Annotated in this window: 17 protein-coding genes and 3 pseudogenes; all 20 read right to left on the bottom strand. The window is 55.7% G+C overall.

What is annotated here, in order from left to right; all coding sequences use genetic code 11:
* Positions 1-76 precede the first annotated feature (76 nt).
* Positions 77-1645, bottom strand: coding sequence for a TraI domain-containing protein (locus tag LU633_RS06515; protein ID WP_016191715.1), 1569 nt, complete (start codon positions 1643-1645; stop codon positions 77-79).
* Positions 1639-3084, bottom strand: coding sequence for a UvrD-helicase domain-containing protein (locus LU633_RS06510; protein WP_016191716.1), 1446 nt, complete (start codon positions 3082-3084; stop codon positions 1639-1641). Before LU633_RS06510 ends, LU633_RS06515 begins: the two co-directional genes overlap by 7 nt.
* Positions 3085-3321: 237 nt before the next feature.
* Positions 3322-4008: pseudogene (locus tag LU633_RS06505) on the bottom strand (conjugal transfer protein TraG N-terminal domain-containing protein); the annotation flags it as partial.
* Positions 4005-4376 (bottom strand): hypothetical protein, encoded by a 372-nt coding sequence (locus LU633_RS06500; RefSeq protein ID WP_016191718.1) that lies wholly within the window; start codon positions 4374-4376, stop codon positions 4005-4007. The gene LU633_RS06500 and the pseudogene LU633_RS06505, both read right to left, overlap by 4 nt.
* Before the next feature lie 16 nt (positions 4377-4392).
* Entirely contained in the window at positions 4393-5868 is a 1476-nt protein-coding gene (locus LU633_RS06495; RefSeq protein WP_016191719.1) for an integrating conjugative element protein, read from the bottom strand.
* Between the two features lie 10 nt (positions 5869-5878).
* Positions 5879-6886 (bottom strand): TIGR03756 family integrating conjugative element protein, encoded by a 1008-nt coding sequence (locus tag LU633_RS06490; RefSeq protein WP_016191720.1) that lies wholly within the window; start codon positions 6884-6886, stop codon positions 5879-5881.
* Position 6887: 1 nt separating this feature from the next.
* Positions 6888-7292: a TIGR03757 family integrating conjugative element protein gene (locus LU633_RS06485; RefSeq protein WP_016191721.1), complete on the bottom strand. Its 405-nt coding sequence runs from the start codon at positions 7290-7292 to the stop codon at positions 6888-6890.
* A gap of 183 nt (positions 7293-7475) precedes the next feature.
* Positions 7476-10736: a hypothetical protein gene (locus tag LU633_RS06480; RefSeq protein WP_016191722.1), complete on the bottom strand. Its 3261-nt coding sequence runs from the start codon at positions 10734-10736 to the stop codon at positions 7476-7478.
* Between the two features lie 230 nt (positions 10737-10966).
* Positions 10967-11086, bottom strand: a pseudogene (locus tag LU633_RS06475) (DcrB-related protein); the annotation flags it as partial.
* An 85-nt stretch (positions 11087-11171) separates the two neighbouring features.
* Positions 11172-11462: a hypothetical protein gene (locus LU633_RS06470; protein WP_016191723.1), complete on the bottom strand. Its 291-nt coding sequence runs from the start codon at positions 11460-11462 to the stop codon at positions 11172-11174.
* A gap of 162 nt (positions 11463-11624) precedes the next feature.
* Entirely contained in the window at positions 11625-12029 is a 405-nt protein-coding gene (locus tag LU633_RS06465; RefSeq protein WP_016191724.1) for a hypothetical protein, read from the bottom strand.
* Positions 12026-14884, bottom strand: coding sequence for a conjugative transfer ATPase (locus LU633_RS06460; RefSeq protein WP_016191725.1), 2859 nt, complete (start codon positions 14882-14884; stop codon positions 12026-12028). Before LU633_RS06460 ends, LU633_RS06465 begins: the two co-directional genes overlap by 4 nt.
* Positions 14884-15287, bottom strand: a pseudogene (locus tag LU633_RS06455) (TIGR03751 family conjugal transfer lipoprotein). The gene LU633_RS06460 and the pseudogene LU633_RS06455 overlap by 1 nt, the downstream one beginning before the upstream one ends.
* 26 nt (positions 15288-15313) lie before the next feature.
* Positions 15314-16816 (bottom strand): TIGR03752 family integrating conjugative element protein, encoded by a 1503-nt coding sequence (locus tag LU633_RS06450; RefSeq protein WP_016191726.1) that lies wholly within the window; start codon positions 16814-16816, stop codon positions 15314-15316.
* On the bottom strand, positions 16809-17717 hold the full coding sequence (locus LU633_RS06445) for a TIGR03749 family integrating conjugative element protein (protein ID WP_016191727.1): 909 nt from the start codon (positions 17715-17717) through the stop codon (positions 16809-16811). Before LU633_RS06445 ends, LU633_RS06450 begins: the two co-directional genes overlap by 8 nt.
* Positions 17714-18385: a PFL_4703 family integrating conjugative element protein gene (locus LU633_RS06440; RefSeq protein WP_016191728.1), complete on the bottom strand. Its 672-nt coding sequence runs from the start codon at positions 18383-18385 to the stop codon at positions 17714-17716. Before LU633_RS06440 ends, LU633_RS06445 begins: the two co-directional genes overlap by 4 nt.
* A complete protein-coding gene (locus LU633_RS06435; RefSeq protein WP_016191729.1) occupies positions 18382-18747 on the bottom strand; it encodes a TIGR03750 family conjugal transfer protein in 366 nt (121 codons plus the stop codon). The genes LU633_RS06440 and LU633_RS06435 overlap by 4 nt, the downstream gene beginning before the upstream one ends.
* Positions 18748-18759: 12 nt before the next feature.
* Positions 18760-19125: a TIGR03745 family integrating conjugative element membrane protein gene (locus LU633_RS06430; RefSeq protein WP_016191730.1), complete on the bottom strand. Its 366-nt coding sequence runs from the start codon at positions 19123-19125 to the stop codon at positions 18760-18762.
* A 67-nt stretch (positions 19126-19192) separates the two neighbouring features.
* Positions 19193-19435, bottom strand: coding sequence for a TIGR03758 family integrating conjugative element protein (locus LU633_RS06425; protein ID WP_016191731.1), 243 nt, complete (start codon positions 19433-19435; stop codon positions 19193-19195).
* Positions 19435-19764, bottom strand: a complete 330-nt coding sequence (locus LU633_RS06420; protein ID WP_016191732.1) for an integrative conjugative element protein, RAQPRD family — start codon at positions 19762-19764, stop codon at positions 19435-19437. Before LU633_RS06420 ends, LU633_RS06425 begins: the two co-directional genes overlap by 1 nt.
* Positions 19765-19932 lie beyond the last annotated feature (168 nt).

Here is a 19932-nt window from a genome sequence, read left to right as displayed (position 1 = left end):
AAGGGTTCCATGATGAACATAGAACCCTTTTTACCGCATAAACCGGATCGGTCAACCGATCCTTAAATGATCGGCATTAACCCTTGACCCGACGATGTTTCTCCAAACGTTCAAAATCCTCCTGAAGGGCTTCTCGTTGAGAACCATCCAGACCAACCTGTTTCAGGTACAAATAAAAAATCCCGGGTACGGTTATAAAAATAAAACCAGAAACAAGATGAACCCGCGCACCGACGGAATTGATGGGGATCTCATTAGAACTGAGTCCATCAGCTAACCAACGCCAAAAGACCTCTCCGGGAGTTATTCCCCCATCGCCTTCATTGCCCTGTTTTTGTAATAGTGAAGGAGCGAGGTCAGTCGTTTGAGGGGCACAAAAGTCGGATGTTGAAAATGCCGCTTCGGGAGCGATATCATCGATGGCGTCTGACTCCTGGTTTATTTCGGCAACCTGAACTACCTGAGCCACTTCAGCAGTAAGTACAGGATTATCGGCAGGCATAGGGCCTTCATCTTCGTGAGGGCCGTCCCCGAACTCCTGTTCTGTCTGGTTCACCGAAACAAACACCTCAACCGCCATTAATGACAACAGAGCCTGCATATCTTCCTCAACGCCGACCACCGTTTCAGGCGCCAGGACCGTCTCAGCCAAAGGTTTATTGTTGATCGGCGAATCCAGAGCTGAGCTTAGTAACACCTCCGTTGCTGACGCTGTATTTTCTTTGGGCTGATTTAATGTCTCTGCCGGCAGCTGCTCCTCAACGAGCGGAGAGTCGGTGCTGCTGACTGCACTTTGCAAATCAACAACGGGTACTGAAGAGGTGATATTTTCTGTAGTCGGCGCCACCGACGGTAAAGCTACTGTCAATGTGTCGGAGATGGATGCCGGTGAGGGCGCTACGGACAGGCTATCGCCGCGCGCCAGTTTAGTCGCTTCCTGAATAATGTCGTCTATTACAGATAATGCGCAGGGTTGTCGGGAAGCAATCGTCATCAACGAGTGTGTAGCCGCTGGCAGTGTTGATAGCCAGTCGAGGACCTCTGCAGGCAGTAGCCGTGCCGCAATCATTGCACTTTGGCTTGTTGTCAGGGGCGGGGCTGGCGAGGTCGACCTGAAACGAAAACGGTAGGGTTCACTCGGTACCGTCAAACCTGGTAACCAGGCGCGACCACTCCGGAACTCCCCCTGCAGCTGGCTCAACAACGGCAGGTAGTGCCAAAGCGCAGCGTAAAACACCACGACATTCCATTGTACATTCTGGGCCGATTGTTCTTCCGGTGCCGCCCCAGGAGGCAGCATGTGCCCTTTGGCCAGGCGCACCGCATATGTCGTCGTCTGCAATGTGACATCAATCAAGCCCCCTTCCCTGGCATACTCACCCTGCAGCGTTGCCGGCAATACCTGCATCAACGTCATGAGCTGTTTCAATGGCTGAAGATAGAATTGTTCATAGAGGTCTTTGGGAAGCGCACAATTTTCCCATAACTGCTGTAAGCATTGCTTACGCGGTGCCGTGCTCAAAAGCTGCTCTGCGGACGCGGGCATATAGTAACCAGCAGGCCCTCTTGAGCCTGAAGTGCTTGCCGTCGGCTTTGCCGGCATATCCCGGGTACCAACAAGCAGCTCTTTGATGGCCTTCAGCATGCCAGGCCTCCAGCGATATCTCCTTCGCTGTCTATCAACACCTGCAGTAAATCATTCAGTACCAGCGTTTGCTGGGCACGGGTTACAGCGACATACAGCAGATTGGTTTCATCGGTACGTTCGCTGTCGGCCATCAGGGGATCCGTAATATCCGCAAAGTCATGGTTCAATACCACCACAGGCCACTCCAGTCCTTTGCTGCGATGTGCAGTCGAAACGGTTACCTGAGCCTGACTTTCCTCAATGACTGCATGCTCACGCATAGCCTGCAGCTTTTGTGGTAGTGGGAAGTACTGATCAAGTAACCGAAGCCCTTGGTTCATTTCGACATCTTTGGTCGCTCTGGCAACCGACTCAAACTCCTCAAAGTTACGGTATTCTCGTGCCAGCAATGGGGATTGCATACGCTCAGGCATATCAGCCGAGAACCAGTACAGATCCTCCAGTTCTTCTGTTTTGTAGCCGGCGATACCGCCAACCCAATACACCTTTTTCCCCGCTAGGCTGGCTTCAAGCGCTACTCCAATCACGCCTGCAATCGTCCGACTAAGTACGGCCACGTGTTGTGACCAGTCCTCTTCCGATAAACTCGCCACTACGTTGTCTTCTCCACCGTTACCGACCACGGACAGTGTTTCTCCCTGCCGTTTAAGCAGCATATTCGCGACCCTGGCCACTGCTGGACCAAACCGAAAGCTGTGCGTCAGACAAAGTTGATCGGCGTCAACCAGTTGCTCAGCGTCGAGCGCATTCTCAGCCCCCCGGAATCGGTAAATTTGCTGATGGCGGTCGCCGACCATTACTACGTTACATTGCTGTGTCAGCACCAGAGCTTGTGTCACAGGATTAGCGTCCTGTCCTTCATCAAACAGCACCGTATGCCAGCGTTTGGCGAGATCGGGTTGTGAAAGCTGATACAGCTTGAGGTAAATGTCATGGGTGACAGGAAAAGAGCCATCCTGACGGACCGACTCGCGCCAGAGCAGCTGCGCCGCCGCCAAAATTTTGTCAGCGGACAGGCCACTACGTGCCTCTTCATCAGGAAGATGCTGAAGCCCGAATTGGCTATCACCACTGCAGAGGAATGCATTGAAGGTCGTGATGGCCACGCGAGCTAGCGGCCAATGGCGCGTATTGAGTTGACGGGCAACATCAGTGATCCGCAGGTTGGCCGTCAACCGCCGTTGATAATGGCGCCCAAAATTGGGCCAAGCCAGTTGATGAGATGTCTTGCATTCAACGTTAAATGGGAATTTTTGTTCTGCTTCATCTCTCACCGCCCGGTTATAGGCAAGGTAAAGCATCCTGCAGTCCGGGTTCGCCTGCGCAAATCGCACCAGAGTGGATGTTTTGCCAGTACCGGCGAACGCCCTGACCACAAGGCGATGGCCAGACCAGCCGATGATGGCGGCCTGTTCAGGTGTATCAGAATAAGACATCAGCAGCACTCCGTAATCACATAACCGACACTATCCTGCTCAGATCAAGACGATATCCACCACAAGAAAACCTTTTCTCAAAAAGAAAAGATTTCTATGGGTGGGTAGCCTTACGTTGCATTACTCTTGCTGTAGCCTTAAAAAAACGCTGAATACCATGGTGTACGCACCATTAATATTCAGCGCCTAATAACATTGCAGATATATAATTAATACACTTGCCCGACATACGGCTTTTTTCGACTGCAGGTTGTTGTAGAACCCGCCGTTCAGGAAGGTCTTCGACCCCAACCACTCGATATCACGCAGCGTGGCCTTGTCCGTCGTCTGCCCCTGGTCGCGGTTCTGCCAGGTATACAGTGCCAACGCGTAACAGTCGTTGGTGAAGTCCTGCAGCTCCTTCGCCAGCCCTGGGTTGTTGACCCGGCTGTGCTGGACCTCAAAGCGGACCTGCCGCAGGTCCGGCCGGCACGGGATGGTAGCCACGGCCGCCGATGTGATCCCCTTCGACAGCTTATGCACCACCAACCACCACACCGGCACCTTCGCCGTCTGGCCGTTCATGCTCGACATGATGTTGGCGTATCCGGTTTCATCCGGCTTTTTGGGTGTCCAGGTACCGCAGGTTGCCGCCCGGCTGCTGTCATATTTGATGGTATCCAGGCTGACATTCATCAACGGCAGGCAGCAGGCAAGCATCACGAAGAACGCACCATAAAGCAGGTTCTCGATGCGTGGCAGGGACAACATCCCTTTATTGCCCTCATCCTCACCTTCCTCACGCACCTTCAACCAAATGGAGACCACTTTGAACAACAACGGCAGCACAAACAGCCCCGTACTGACCAGCAGCTCCCACAGGCCGTTGTTAATCAGCCAGCCGAGCAGCGTCAGGAAATACTCCAGATAGCTGTTGGTCATCATAACGTCAGCCCTCCGCCAAAGAGGCTGTATTCACATGCCAGGGCAAATACCGCGCAGGCGATGGCCATGCGCTTGAGGGGCTGTCGGTATTCCGGTTTGCAGTCCGGCGCGTGCCAGATTTTCCAGAATCCCCAGGCCAGCACGGCGTATAGCGCCAGGCGCCAGCTCAGCCAGCCATAACGGGTGCTATGCACCCAATCACGCAGCGCGGCACTCTCTCCTGGGTGATTGACACCCCAGTGGGCCATGCCCAACGCCACTATCATCGCAATCACCAGCATGCCCAGCATCTGCAGGACACGCTTTGCCCGGTGACCGAGCCGGCCGCCCCTGCGGGGCGACACACCTTGTTTATCTGTTCCAGTCATTGATGCATCCCCACGATTACTGGTCGCTTTCCGGTACGGCCAGCTGGTTGAACTTGGTGTCCGGGCTGTCAACCGACTGACGCTGCGGGTTGGTTTCCGCACGGTTGTTCTCGCGATCGATGATGGTCAGCACCGCGTTACGGGAAATCTCGCGTTTCATCTCCATCTCGTTTTTCAGCGCCGTGATTTCGCGGTCCAGCGCCTCGATACGCCGATCACCCTCTTCCATCGCCATTTTCTGGACTGCGGCATTGGGCTCTGACATGCCGGTGGTGACCATACGGCGCATGATAAAGGCCGTTTCAATGGTGTCCGCCATCGCCAGTTCACTGGCCAGGCGGCCGACCAGAGCAGCATTATCCGGGTCGCGCTGCAGTGCCTTGATGACACCGGCGGTCACCGCCAGGCTGCCTGTTTTGAGTTTGGCCAGGTTGGCCGAAGTGGGTTTCTCTGCCCCGTTGACCAGTTTGGCCAACTGCTCGTTATTCTCCTTCGTCGCCTCTTCCAGCATCGGGGCAAAGCCGGTGCCGGCCACGGTACTGCCTGGCTGTTCGCTGCCTTCCCCGCTGGTGCATTGTGCCGCATCTTTACAGGTGCGCAGGGAGGAATCCCCCAACACCTTCACCACGGCAGCTGCCGCTTCTTCACTGCTGGCATATTTGGCACAGGCACCACCGGTGCAGCTGCTGCCGGATACGCTGGAGGTACTGGTGACCGGCAGCGCATTCATCATGTTGTAGCCGTCGGCCGCCAGGTCATGCGTGGGCTTGATGGCCGGCTGGCCGGCGCCACCCCGCTTCTGACCACCGATCCAGGTCTGGCCGGATTGTCCAGTCACTTTCTCCGTGGCATTCATCGACCGCACCGCATCGGCATCCCCGTTATTGATCAAGCTTTTCGCTTCCTCCATCGCAGCGGCCTGACTCCAGCCACCGGAGTCCGCCATATCCATCATACGTTTGGAGAGGTTCTGACAGTTCAACTGCGCCTTGTCGAATGCGACACCGCCCTGCAGCACCCCATTGGTCAGCATTTCATACAGTCCCGGGTTGGCACGCTGGATAGCCATCGCTGGCAGGCTGGCCACCGCGCCGGTGGCGCCCTGAATGACGGTGCCCATCAGGTTCTTGAAACCGTCGGTGACGCCATTAAGCTGATTACCGATCGTCGTCTTCAGGTCAAAGTTGCCGCACATCAAATCCGAGCTCCAGCCCAGGTTCATACCCAGCCGCTGCATGTTGCCGCGCGTCGCCGGCTGTGAAATCACCGAACCGCCACCCAGGGAGTAAAACAATTTGTCCGAAACCGCGCCGCTGGCGCTCTTCCCGTACCCCACGTTGCTGTCATTCACCTGGGGCAACGAAATGCCAAACAGGGTGCCGTCATTGTCATCAGCGTGCGCGTTCACGCCGGCCAGCGTCAGGCTGCCGGCAATCAGCAGAGACAGCAGGCTACGCCGTCCCCAGAGAGATTTATTCATCGTGTTATTCATCGTTCATGCCTCAAAAGTCCGTGCTGTAGAGGAAACGCTGCCCGCGGCGCTGGCAGCAGCTATAGGGTTGCCACAGGGCAAAGGCGGCATTGGCATCTGCTGCCGGCGGATGGTCACCGTCCGGGAACACGGCGCAGGACTGGCTAAGCTGCGGCGCCAGGCGCTGCCATTTGTGGTTGCTGGTTCCGGTATTTTCCTGAACGGCACCCGGTGGCCAGTATCCCTCCGAGCGCTGGCCCATCAGGGGCTGGTAGACGTGGGGCTGGCCAGAACGGGTGATGATGTCCGCCACCCGCTGCGCCACCAGGGCACCGGCTTTGTCGTCATCGACCTGGGTCACAAATCCCGACCGAGGATAGACGTTGCCCCACATATTCGCGGCCGCCTGACTGCCAACCTCACGTTGGCCAGGCACCAATGCTTCGGGATAGAGGGATTCGGGCATACCGGTACGCCATGCCAGGCTGTCCAGCGTGCTGAGGAAATACGGCACAAAAGGGGTCGCGGCGGTGCGGCACGAATAGCCGGCAATGCTGCCGCCAATCAGGGACGTCGCCGGATGGCCAATGGCATCGGCATACTTGAAGTGGAGGTTGGTTTTACGTTGCCCGGGCGTTTTCAGCTCGTTGTTGCCACCGCCGGCAGACACGCCGCTCAGCGTACTGGTAATACTGCTTTCCAGCCCGCCGGCTGCCTGGCTCACCATCGACATTTCACTCCAGGGATTACCTCCCTGGGTGTTATACGCTGACACCACGGCTTCCGGGATAAAGTGGGTGACCTTGACGGAGGTCCGCACCTTGCAGCCAAACGGCGTACACAGCAACCAGTAGCAAATGCCGCTGACGCGCCAGCTGATGCAGGCCTGCGATACGGCACTGGCAACAATCTGCGCGCTGTTCAGCGCGGCGTTCGCCGCCGGCACGCTGGCGGCAGACAACATAATGGCCACGCTGAGGGATTTGAGGGTAAGCCGAGGTTGCCCCGCAGGCACACCATAAAAAGGGGTTCGCTGCATATCACTGCCCCCCCGATGACTGGGCGCGCAGTGCCAAAGCCTGGGCTACGTCAGCCGTGCCATACACCACATCCCTGTTGTCAAACACGACGGCCGGTACTTTTGTCACGCCCAGTTCCCAGGCACGCACCACCGCACGGTACACTGTGGCCAGCTCCTGTTCATGAGCTTGCCATTGCGGTGATTGCAGCACAGCTTTAGCCTGGCGTTCTGCGTCATCAGGGTTCGACGACAGCTCACCAAACGTCTGCGCCTGCAGCTGCTCTGGGCCATCGAGATAAATAACAGATACCGAGGCATCATTGTTGATCGGGGGATGGTGAGAATCGGTATAGAGTACCGTGCCGGCAAGCACCGATGCCGGCATCAGCAGAGGGAACAACGTCAGCAACGTGCTGATTTTCATGGCGTGCACTCCTGCATGGATAGAATCCACACAGGGTGCTACGACGTGGTCAGAAAGGCAGCAAAGAAGTCTTTATGAAATTTTGATAATTATTTTCAGAAAACAGCCGCCTTACGCCTTAGCTGACGCCAGCCTACGTGCCGGGAGAAGATACTGACGTTCAACGACCATACTGATGAGCATTTACGCAGCCTCCGTTCCTTTAACGTTCCCGGCATGCCAGATAATGTAGAGCGCATCGGCGGATACACTACCGGTCTCGTAGGCGTAAAATGTTTCCATTAATTTTCGCGGCACGTGACGAAGGTTCGCCGATAAACGATCTTTTGTAGTAAGGTAATAGTTCTCTTCTGAGGATTTGATGTAATTATCCTCTATATAGTCTTCAATATCCTTATGATTTGACATAAACCCTTGACCTGATGGTGCCGGAAATGCAACAGCAACGCACCCGGTATCCTGTGCGATACGAATTGCCACATCAAAATAGCACTCAACAATCGAAGAGACGTCATGTGATGCCATCGCCGCCTTTACTGGATTTATAGCACGTATTACTAACGTCTTTTTATCATGATCCACCCTGGAAATTGCCTCAAAATAAAGTAACGCCATTCCCTCAAGCTTTTTCCCTTCAGACGGGAATACAAGTAAATGTACGTTACGCGCTTCCTGCCACATTTCGGTATTCCCAGCAGAACACAAGCCAACGGCCTGTTTAGCAAAGAATGCCGCCGGAGATTGTGATACAACAGCCCGCATCGTACTGTTTATTCCGCTCATTTTAGTCTGAGCGAAACGTTTTTTCTGCCCCACGGCCCAGTGTAAATATATTTGAAATACCAGACGTCGGGTTCGCTCAATCGCCTGAACGAGCCGTGCTTTTGGCGTCACTGTTTCCACGTCTTTGGCTCGGTCCAGCCGCGAGGCCAGAAAAGTAGCATCAGCGTCACTTAGTGCCCCGACGAACTCCGCTACCCGCATGTCCAGTGCATCACCAAGCTCCAAATTAAAAAGATTAACGAGCGACTCTGTCATCTGATGAGCCAGTAACCCGACATCCTCCCGGATTTCAGTTTGTTGACCTTCGTCGCCATAAAATTCCGCACGAATACGGGCATCACACCCGGATATTGCTAGCAGTACGCCAAGATGCTGAGACAGTCCCCAGACATCCACCGCCTTATCACCCAGTCGTGCAGCTTTGAGATGACGACAGGCTCCGCGCATATCCTTCCTGAAACTGGCGTTAAAATTCGCGGAGAACGCCAGCGCAGCGGACAACGCCTGCAAACCCCGCGGATCTATTTCCACACTGGTCTCAAGCTCTGTTTGCTGCCAGATCATTGGGTAAGTTAAAGCACAGGGATTTCCAACGACGTCCGACGTTTTGCCGGTCACCTTTGGCCAGCGTGCTTGTATGGTTTCCGCATCAGTACGGTAAACCAGTGCCACCATATCCGCTTCCTGCAGAGTCAGTGTCGCGTTATCTGGCCCAAGCCCCATAAGAAGCCCGTCCAGTTGTAATTTAAGCTCAGCGATTCTGTTGCGCAATTGCTCCGGTGATTCATCAATATGAATCAACAGACTGTGCAGCAATATTCCTCCGGTCATTTCGAGGATAATTTTTAATTTTGGCGCAAGGCGTATCTTCATACTTTGCCGCACAAGTTGGCTTTGCCTTCTGTATTCTTCTCTCTGCGCGTCGTTCGTATCAAATGGAAACCTGCCGAGAGTATCACTCTCATGCTGTCTCAGTAGACTTTCCACACACGCCATATTACCCTTTAATAAAGTAAAATCCTTACGTTCAAAGGCGTCGCCCAGTAACACGCGGCTGACGACATCATTACTGTACCAAAGACCTATCTCCCTGATACCCATGGCGTCGTGATAATACCAGTTGAGTAAAAATGGCATTCCGGTAATCCCGCGTTCCTCACGGACATACCTCAATAAAACAGGACCGAGTGGCGCAAGCTTCAGGGCCTGCTGGAGATGAGAAAAGGTCTGTAATTCCCCTGCTGCCAGTAAGTACTGGAAAGCGTCAATGTATCCCCCTGCTACCGCCTTAGTGAGCCATTCAGCAATATCGTCCACTGATTGCCCGACTGCGGGTTGCGCAGCAATGTGCAACCATGCGTCAAGGCTGGCAGCACATAGCTGTCTGTAGCAGCATTGCAATGCCAGCACAGCCCCTGCATGACCATACCCGTGAGAGTCAAGTACCCTCAAGTAGGCGTCAAGATCACGGTATGCAAAAAGGTAATCCTCTGCTTTAGCCAACTGGCAAAAAGAGAGCGCGTACGGTTTCGCCAGCAACGCGATCAGATTCCGGACAGGTGCTGATTTATCATCCCCTTCTGCCTCACGAAGGATGAGTTTTTGGCATGCTTCCAGAGCATCGATATCAGCACCATGTTGCAATAAGGCGAAGGCAAAGGCATGGTTACATTTTTTGTCAGACCAGAGTAACGTTTTAAACCGAACCATATCGTGGGCGCTTCGGACATTCAGCGCCTCCATCAAAAATACCCACCGGTCCGGCTCAGCGCGCATCACCTGATCAGCCATCTTTTCGACAATAATCGACAGTTCATTGTCTCTGAGGCTCAGTCGGCTCAGGTTCTCCGTCAATCGCTGCACATCAAACATCCACAACGGCAACTCGATAAGTCTGACTATCCAGAGCGATGCAACACCGGCATTTCGGAACAGAGTAACAACCTGACGAAAAGCCCGGATCTCATCATAAGATGCCTTTTGAGCATATCTGGACTGGCTTTTGTCTTTGGGGAGCAATTTCAACTCATCAACAGACCTGATAATTTGCAGTTCAACCAAAGCAAGAACCAGCTTTCCATTAGCTCGATGGTTCCAAAAATCATTGTATAACTGGTCGATTACCTTTTTTTGCTCAACGCCTAATTTTATAAATACGCGCATCCAAGGAATATCAACATGTCGCATACGCTGCCCGACACTAAACATTCCCTCCGTCGGTAGATGCCTTATGGCATAATCGAAGGTCTCGCTGTAGTCTTCGCCAAAGAATGTCCGCCTAGCGTTAAGGCGATAGACGACAGCCCGACCTTCGTAAGAACCCACCGGGCAGATTAACATTTTTGCCCTGAAAGCCAGAAGCCGATCAGGCAGGAAGCCCATCAGGTACTGTCCGAACTTCATCATTTTCGTCACACGGAGGGGAATCTGCTGCGGGATGCGTAACGCCTTGCGTATGTGGTCTTCTGCTTCAGGGGTGTTCTGAAGAATGGTCTCGGTGTAATAGTCCAGATGCTCCCGAAACGCTGTAATGGTGTCTCGCAGTTTTTTGAACAGATGCATCTGCTCATAGGCATATAACTGACGATCCCTCCGGCTTAATTCACTGATGACTTGTGTTCGAAACTCACGGTAAGCCACGTGCTCCACTGAATTTTTCACGAAAAACTCCTCAATCTGTAATTTTGTGGCGTACTCTTCCTGATATTTCACATAGCAATCAACGAATTGAATACATAGCCAGAGCTAACTAGCATCCCGAACGACTAGAACACAACCTGGAACCTGCTGCAGTAACGCGTCGTCCATCGATTCCCCCCCTTCAGAACCCGGCCTTTGAGGCTGTGGGAAATGAGCCTGCCAATGTTTCATGAGGCTGAAGGACATATCACGGACGTATTCAAGGGGGAACGTTCATCGCTGACCAGCAGTACGTTGACGGTGAGGTCACGACAACCTTCTGGCAGAGGCATGCAGCCTTCGGTAAAGGCACAACGCGAGAAATCAGGCATAGCAGAGTCCTTTTGCTTAACGAAGGCTTAAGCATCGCATAAGAAAAGTGCAAAGGAAAACCTCCTGGTACCAACCACACTACAATCAGTCGTTCAGTACTGCAAAAACGGCTTCTTTGATAAACACCACCGTGTCTGTTAAAAAAGGAGATACTGACACCGACTGAGCATCTTCAAATCTGCCAGTTTGACGTCTGATAAATTTTGCCTCAATGACATGACTGTCCCGATTAACCACTTCCATAATGATGGTTTCATTAAATTTATCGCTAATTCCATCGGTAAGCTGAATTTTTATTAGCGAACCTTTTGTTATAGAGGCGAGAGTTACTTCATCGAGTAAAGGTTTTGGCTCGGCCAACTGCTCAAGTTTCATCTGCAATGATCCTCGCTGATTATTTAACCATGGCAGTATAACAGGATGCTACATCAGGTTACTGATATCCCCAACGCATTAAAAACCGGCCCAAAGGCCGGAAAAAAAGCTATGCATCGTCTTTAGAGAGGAAGAGTCTTCTCGCCTCAGGGTAGACCAAAACTACGTAACCCGAAATCGCTCGCACAGCTCGCTCAGGTGGAGAAGCAGGTACACCACATCCGCCGCATCAGGCACGGTGACATACCAACGCGGATGATCGTACTCCTCCGGCTGGGGCCACAACGTACTGCCGGTCACCGTGATCAGCACATCGATGCAACGCCCCAGTCGGCCCTCGAGATGCAACGCAACGCTGGTACGACTCCCGATGCGATGCGGGTGGGCCGTAAGTTGGACCGGCCCCAAGAGCCGATCTCGGATAGCCGCACAGAACGTCTCAAGCCGCCGCGCATCCGTTTCGCTTAAGGTGGCCACACCCTGCGGAGGAAGGGTAAACAACGACGGTTCACGACAAATCTGGCCATGCGGTCGAACAACAGGTTCCGGGTATTTCAGGGTCATCATGCTACCGCTGCCTCCCCGTTCGCCGTCAGGCCACGCAGGCGGTCAAGCTTTTGCGCCACCTTGCGGGCCGCCTCGAGCTCGCTGCAGCCAAATTCCTGCATCAGCGCGCGTCGCTCGGCCTTCTCTTCTTTCTCGGTCATCCCCAGCGCCAGGTACAGGCTCGGCGGTACCGCACGGAACAGCGCCTCGAGTTTTTTCGACAACACCACGCCTTCGGTATAGCACCCGGACAGCTTACTAGCTGACAGCAGTACCGCTTTTTGCTCCTCGGTCAGGGCTTTGAAACGGGCAATGTCGTTGACCTCCTCCGGCGGCATGGTCAGACAGACCCACCACTCCGCCATGTTCAGCATCTTCTCGGCAATGTCCGGGAAGTCTTTTAAGTTCTGTGTCGCCAGCCACAGCCAGGCGCCGAGCTTACGCCACATCTTGACGATTTTGGTCATGTACGGTGCCAGCAGCGGATTCACCGTCACGATATGCGCTTCATCCACCGCAAACACGATGTCCCGCTCCGAGTACTGGTCCCGCTCGGCAATGTTGTTGATGGTGTTGGTCAGGCTCACCATCGTCAGCGCCATCTGCGCCTCATAACCCTCACGCGCCAGATGCCCCAGGTCAATCAGGGTGACATCCGCCTCTGGCCACAGGCTACCTTCACGGTTAAACAGCTCCGCCTCGAAGCTGCCTGCCTGGGTAAACATGCCCAGCGCTTCCGCCATTTCGGCCGCTTTGGCCCGACGCTGTGGATTGCGCTTTTCGTTGGCCGTGTCGTTAGAAATAGCGTACAAGGCGTTCTGCAAATCAGACGGTAACATCTGGCACTGTTCGTCAAAGGCGCTTTTCGCCGCCATCAGCAAGGCTTCGCGGATCATTGCCCGGTCAGCCCGTTTTAACTCCGCTTCTTCCTTCTGGTCACCGCCGGTGATCATCATGCGCGCCGAGATCTCCATCTCCCCCAGATAATCGCGTTTATCCTCATCTTCGTCGTCCGCATCGATATCACGCAACTCACTTTCATCCAGCTCCAGTGAACTCAGCTCCTCGATAAGCTTATGTGCGAAAGAGAACGGCGGCAGAGACACGCCACTGCCCGGTTTGATGCTGATTTTATTGACCGTCAGCCCCTGGCTTTCAAAGTAATCAGCGAGCAACCCAAACGAGTTGCCCGCTTCAGCAATGAACAGACGAGGCCGATGTATCACCATGGTTTGCGTCAGCGTGGCGCACAATGTCGCAGACTTCCCCGCGCCGGTCGGCCCAAAATACAGCATATGGGCATTCTGGCTGCGGTCATGCTTGTTGAGCGGGTCAACCGTCAGAATATCACCACCGCGGTTGAAAAAACTCAGTCCGGGATTGCCCGTTCCCGTTTCACGCCCGGTCACCGGCAGCAACCCCGCCAGGTGCTGTACCCAGGTCAGGCGGGTGTACCAGTGTTTCTTGTCCGTCTCCGGGTTAAAACACATCGGCAGCGCCCGCAGGTAGGTATTGAGCGGCGCCACATCAAACTCCGGCCGTACCGGTTGCAGGCCGGCGCCAAGCAGCACGTTGGTCAGATCGACACGTTTGTGATTGAGCGTGGTCAGGTCGCCGGCACGCAACAAGAAAGTGATGCCGGCACGGTACAGCTTATGACGATTACCCAGGAATTCCTTGACCTGTGCCACATCCTGACGCACGCGCCCGGACTCGGTATTCTCACCGACTGCGTTCTTGGACAGCTTGTTAAAATCGTTTTCCAGCGTGTCCTGCGGCTGCACCACGATGGTCATACAGACCATTGTCCCTTCCGGGAACATATCCATCAGCGCGTTGATTTTCTTCTCGCCACGCTTCTTCTCACCGGTGATGGTGCCGGGCTCTGGCGGCCGGCGCAGCTTCTCGACCGGAATGGCACAATGCGCCTGATTATCGAACCACCACACCCCCTGGTCCGGATCGGACACGGGCGGGGTGAACAGCAGGGTTTCGGCAAAATCGTTCTGCACCGGCATGGCACCTTCCGGCGTGTCACGACTGTCAAAATAGGCGGCGTCACGGTACAGCGTCCCTTTATCCACCCACTCAGGGCTGGGATTAAAATGACGCAGCAGCCAGTCGTGAACCTGGCCGCCATTTTGCCGCACACACACCACGCCTGCCCCGTTCAGCGCCCCCGTCACGCGCTCACAGGTCTGATTCAGCATGGCGATCGGCGGCATCGGGTCGGTATTGCCCTTGCCAATCCAGCGATACACCACCATGCGGGTCCGGCGTTGCTGCCCACGCCATGGTTGATCGGTGATCAGCGTATCCTTGAACAAGCCTTCCGGACGGGCAATACCGCGCATATGGCGCTCGGTTTCTTTCAGCCAGGACTCAGACAGTTGAGAGCCCTGCGCATGCGACTTGATATACCCTCTCAGCCGGTCAAGGTACGCATCGACGTTGTTCTCATCCTGGCAAAAGAACTGCACTACCCAGGGGTTTTCGTCATGCTCGTCAAATGAGTCCTGCAGCGCGTCTTCCACCGTGTCGCGCATTTGCTCCAGGCGATCGTCAGTGCGTCCTTCGGTTGCCACCGGCGTAATATCAAATACGGCCCCGGCGGACACACCGTCATCCAGCAAAATACACTGCTCACGGTCGAGAAACTCCGCCCAGGGCAGGTAATCAACGATGGAAGGATTGGCGTGATACACCTGTTTCTCATCCTTTACCGTCATCTTGCCCGGGCGCCGTAACGATTCACGTCCGTCAACGGACAGCGGCACGCCGTCCTCGGTGGCGATCACGGTGTCCTGGACAACTGTTGCCGGCACCGCCGGCGTCTTGCGCGTCAGGCGCTTTTTATCAAACAGGGAAAATCGCATCAATAGGCCTCCGTCCGTTCACCCGGCATCGCATACTGCACCTGGCTGTAGAACGGGAACACAGTGCTGTACCCCGGCACCGGCGCGTTTCCGTCCGCCAAGTGCGGGAACACGTACATCACCAGGTCGGGGTTCGGCAACCGTGGGAACTGCTGGCTGATTTCGCTTTCCTGCGTGCGGCTGTTGCCTGGTTTTCGCTCTCGGTGAGCGGCCGGAGCAGACTGTCGCGCGCTGCTACAGCATTGCGCGCCGTTCCACCGCCATCCTCACCCTGCCACAATTCCAGCATCGAGCTGTCGCCCGGTGGCAGCATTTCCTCTTTCGATGTCGAACAGCCGGCCAACGCCATGACGCTGACGATGGCAGCGGTCGCCAGGACTCGGTTAAACAGGTTTTTCCGCATGATTATCATTCTCTTATAAGCAAACGTTAATCCAGCCCGCCGGTGCTGCCGTCTTCGCCAGGCAGGCTGAAGTCGTCGTAACGCACCTTGCGCCCTTTGGTCTCAAAGTCGATCGCCAACTGGCGAGTAATGTGCACGGCCAGCTTCTGACCCGGCGGAACGTACACGGCGTCGAACATCATGCCGTAGCTCTCACGCACCCAGTCGGCGGTCTCTTTCATCCCGCCGGACAACGCCTTGCCCAGCACCGCCTGACCGGCATTACCGGTCATGGTCGAGGTGATGCCATTCACATTGTTTTGCGTGGTGTATTGCCCCTGACTGATCCCTTCCCCGGCGGCGCTGGCGGCCGACAAGGCGGCGATCGTCGGCAGGTAGGTCGAGGCATTAGACTTACGCTCTCCACCGATGCACGGAATGCCGTTGTCATCGGAGATCCAGCCAATGCCGGCGGTGGTGCTGACATCCTTCGCATTACTGCCGGCATTATTGTTACTGCCGTTGGCATTCATATTGGTGTTGGGTTTTGGCAGGGTTCGGACCGTCCCGTCCGCAAACACGAAGGTGATGCTGTTGACCTGGCCGCGCACACACGACAATGTCCAGTCCCCGCTGGCGGTCCCCGAGACAATCGCCCCTTCCACGTCCGGCAGCTCAATGCCGTTCGCTGTCAGGTTGTCTTTGCCAATCATCAGCTTGAAGGGATAGGGATCGGTCACCGTGCCGTTGATCGGCACGCGGCCCAGCAGCGCCGTCATGGACCGACTGCCCACCAGGGTGGAATTCTCTGGCAGGGTAAACACCGGCTCGGCGTTCTCCTCCGCCCCTTTTTCATTGGTGTGGCCCTTCACCTGCTGCTCATAGGCAGCTTTTTGGCGCGTGATCGCATTGTCGGACAGGAACGACGTCGGGAACTGCGGGCCGTCTTTCGCGCTGTTCGGATTGCGTGGGTCGGGTTCTTTCATGTCCTTCGGCCCGACCCACATCAAGCCATCCTGGCCTGGGGCGGCACCACCTTCCCCCGCGCCCACGCCATCCAGCCCCAGACCGAGCGGGATATCACTGTCGCTTTTCGTCTTGTCTTTGTTTCCGGCCAGTTGGTCAGTCAGCGTCTGGATTTTCCCCATCAGCGTCTGCTGCTCCTGCTGAAGCTGCTGCTGACGTTGCTGCGCCTGTTTCTGGTAGCCGGCCACGGCCTCGTTGACCTGGCCGGAGACATTGGTATTGCGTTTGCGGAGCGCTTCGTTTTCTTTCAACACCTTGTCGATGTTGCTCTGCAGCTCGGCCTGCTGAGTCCGGGTGGTGCGCAGGGTGCCGACCAGGGTACGTAGCGTGTCTTCTGGGGTATCCCCTTCAACGCCCAGGGCGCGCAACTCCTCCGGCGACATGTTGGCCAGGACGTTATGCGCCTGCTGGGGCTTCTCCGGCGTTTTATCGTCTTTACAGGCTTTGAGCCCGACGACAATGGACGCTGCCAGCACGCCGATCACAATCACCTTCGGCAACATGTTGGATTTCACATCAGCCATGGTTTGCCCCCTTCTTCGCCGCTTTTACGGCTTTGCGAACCACTGACGGCTCCGCAACAAACGCCCCGTCCGGGCGACCGGCAGTGACTAGGTACAGCGTGGTGGTGTCCTCCGGGGTTCCCACCGGACCGAGATAGCGGTGCTGGAAGGTCGCCGTCACAAATTGCCCCTGTAGCACCCGCGGGTCCAGTGTGATTTTACGGCTGGCGGTGTTCTGCACTTTTAGCGCCACCACGTTGCGACTGCCAATGCCCCAGCCGCCCAGCGGCGTGATGGTCACCGGCTCTGACGGGTACAGGGTCGCGATACGTTTCGGCAGGTGCGGATTAACCGGGTGAATGCCGGGCACCGCTTCAACCGTGCGTACCGGGCCGTACAGGCTTTGTGCCGCGTAACGTGTCAGTACCACCGGCAGTGGCGCGTTATATTTGATTTTTTTACGCTTCGCCTGGGTGCCATCATCCCCCCCGGGTGTCGCGTTGGTTCCCCCTGAAGCCGCAGGCGTGTCGTTACTGCTGCTGACCGATGTCACATCACCGCTGTAGACAATGCGCACCGGCTCGGCGGAGCCTTTGTCCGATGCAGTCACATCGAGGAGAATAACCTCCCCATTTTCGACGTCCTGCAGCTGCAGACGCGTTGGCGGAAACGCGCTGTCCGCCTTCAGGTAAACCGCACCACCGCTGCTTTGCACCCGCAGCTTGCCATTCAGCGCCGGCGGGAAGCCGACACGGACATTTTTATCGGCAAACAGCACCCGCTCCTTGCCGACGGCCAGCGGGATTTGCAACGGGATACGCTCCCATTTCATCAGCTCTTCCGCCTGGGCAATCGGCACGGTGAACGTCGCCGCCAGGGGAAGCACGCTCAGGGAAAGCGCCAGAACACGTGCTTTCATCATTGGAATACTTCTTTTTTCTCAGGCGTGGGTTCCGCCGGCGCCGCAGCCAGACGCTGTGGCATGCTGTCGTAACAATCCAGGGCCAGACCAAACTCATTGCGCTCCGGGTCCCCTTCTGCGCGCACCACTTTCAGCGGGTAGCGTGTCAGTGCGCGCTTCACCGGTTCGCCGGCAAAGGACTCGTCCGCCACCAGGTCAAGGCGTACCACCCAATTATCACGGCCTTTCACCGTCACCGGACTCTGGTTATAACGGCCGTTGTAACCATGCTCGGGAATTTCGAACACCACGCGCGTCCTGCCGGCAAGCTCGCCGCTTTCGCTGCGCTTTTTGGCGTCCGCCTTCAGGAAGCGTGCGCAGGAGTCCGTCAAATAAGGGGACAGCGCGGCAATCTTGGCCGGGTAATCCGCCTCACCGTTCTTTGGCCAGGCATTGAGCTGTTGGAAAATGTAGAAACCAAAACTGTAAACCGTGGAGGGAGGAACCTCCCACCAGGCACGGGTAGAGCCGCTGCGCAGGTCGGGGGGATTGTGGATAGTCAGGTTATCCGGCGCCCGCATCCAGCCGATGCTGGCCACCAGAAGGAAAACAACCAGCACGCCGCAGGCAATGCGCAACGTGAGAATGTGCTGGTCGCGGTTTTTAACCGCATGTCTGAAACGGCTCATTGGGACCTCTTTACAACGCGGCTGCGACGCAACGACCAGCCCTGTTTGTCGATAATCAGGGTGGGATCACCCCACCCCATGCGACGTTTACGCGCCTCGAGGCGCTGCCAGATATAATTCTCCGGTTTACCGCGATTAAGGCGCGTCAGCCGGCTGCCACCAAACCAGATGACGAGGAGGGGTGTCACCACCATGCCGGTGGGTATCACAACCCAGCCGGCAAGGGGGAAAAAAGGCAACGACACGAGCAGACCCAGCCCTACACCCGCCAACGCCGCCAACCCCATTTCCGGGGTGGTAAAGCCCCGGAAGACAACAGGTTCAGCGTTAAGACGGTCAGGCAAAAAACGGATAGTCTGCATCGCAGGCCCCCCTTAGAACAGGATTTCGGCAGACTTGCCAACCAGCCAAATAACAGTCACCAACAGCACCACACCGACCAACACAATGGCGCCGAACTTGGCCCAGGTTGCTTTGCCATCACGTACTTCAGCAAAGGTGTGAATGGCGGCATTGGCGACAATCAGGAAGGCCACCGCAGCAGCGACCAAACCAATAATGATGATCCCATCCTGGAAATAGCCTTTGATGGTATCCATCAGACCACCACCACCACCGGAGGACGGGGGTTCAACAGAGGGTAAGGCCGCTTGTGCCGGCTGACTGGCGGCATAGGCCAGGGAAGTCGCCACCGTGACTCGGGCAGATAAATGACGGAAAAAACCAACTACAGCATTCATAAAACTTTCCTTTTGCAGTGTGAAAATAACAACGTGTAAAACTGTCCTGCGTCGCGCTCAGGTCAGGTCAGCTGGCAAACATCCAAATCGAGACAACCAACAAAAGAACGGTTTTGATGACGAAGTGAACCAGTGCCCCATTCCGTACTTTTTCGTTGCTCCACCCCTGGTACACATCGATCAGTGCCCAGGCCGCCCAAACAAACAGCGTAGCCAGCAAGCCGCCGATGCAAATCAGCGACAGGATATTGACTTCAATCCCACCGCTCGCCGCATTGAAGGCCTGTTCCTGTGCACCGGTCATGGCCATCAGGGACGCTCCCGCCGGTAGTTGCCGGCCACGGCGCTGCCATCACGGGGTTGCGCGCGTGAAGGCTCGAGGTAACGATCGATACCGGCATTGATGGTCTTGAGGTCGGCAGTGGCGCGGGCATAGTCAAAGAAGAAACGGCCACGCTCAGACGGATCAGCCTGAACGGCGGCAACACGTGCACGTTCAAGCGCCGCCTGCACCTGAATCAACATGCGCTGGGCAGAAGCCAGCTCATCTTTTTCAGCAGCCTGGGCAGGCAGTGCGGTCAGGAGAGTCATTCCCAGCAAACAGCTGGCACCGAGACCGCGAACAACGGAGATAGTCATACACAAGCACTCCTTAACGATTTAGGGTGCTGTCAGGGTGCGATAGATGGGGCGAGAGGTCAGTGGATAACTCTTTATGGAATTTTGATAATTTTTACTCACTTCGGGGGGCCGGGGAGGCTGAATCTATTCAGAGGAGTTGTAATCAACTGACGCGCCGCTACGCGC

The organism is Erwinia tracheiphila (assembly GCF_021365465.1).
GTDB lineage: Bacteria > Pseudomonadota > Gammaproteobacteria > Enterobacterales > Enterobacteriaceae > Erwinia > Erwinia tracheiphila.
Note: the sequence above shows the minus strand (reverse complement) of the source record. Positions and strands in the feature narration are given on the sequence as shown.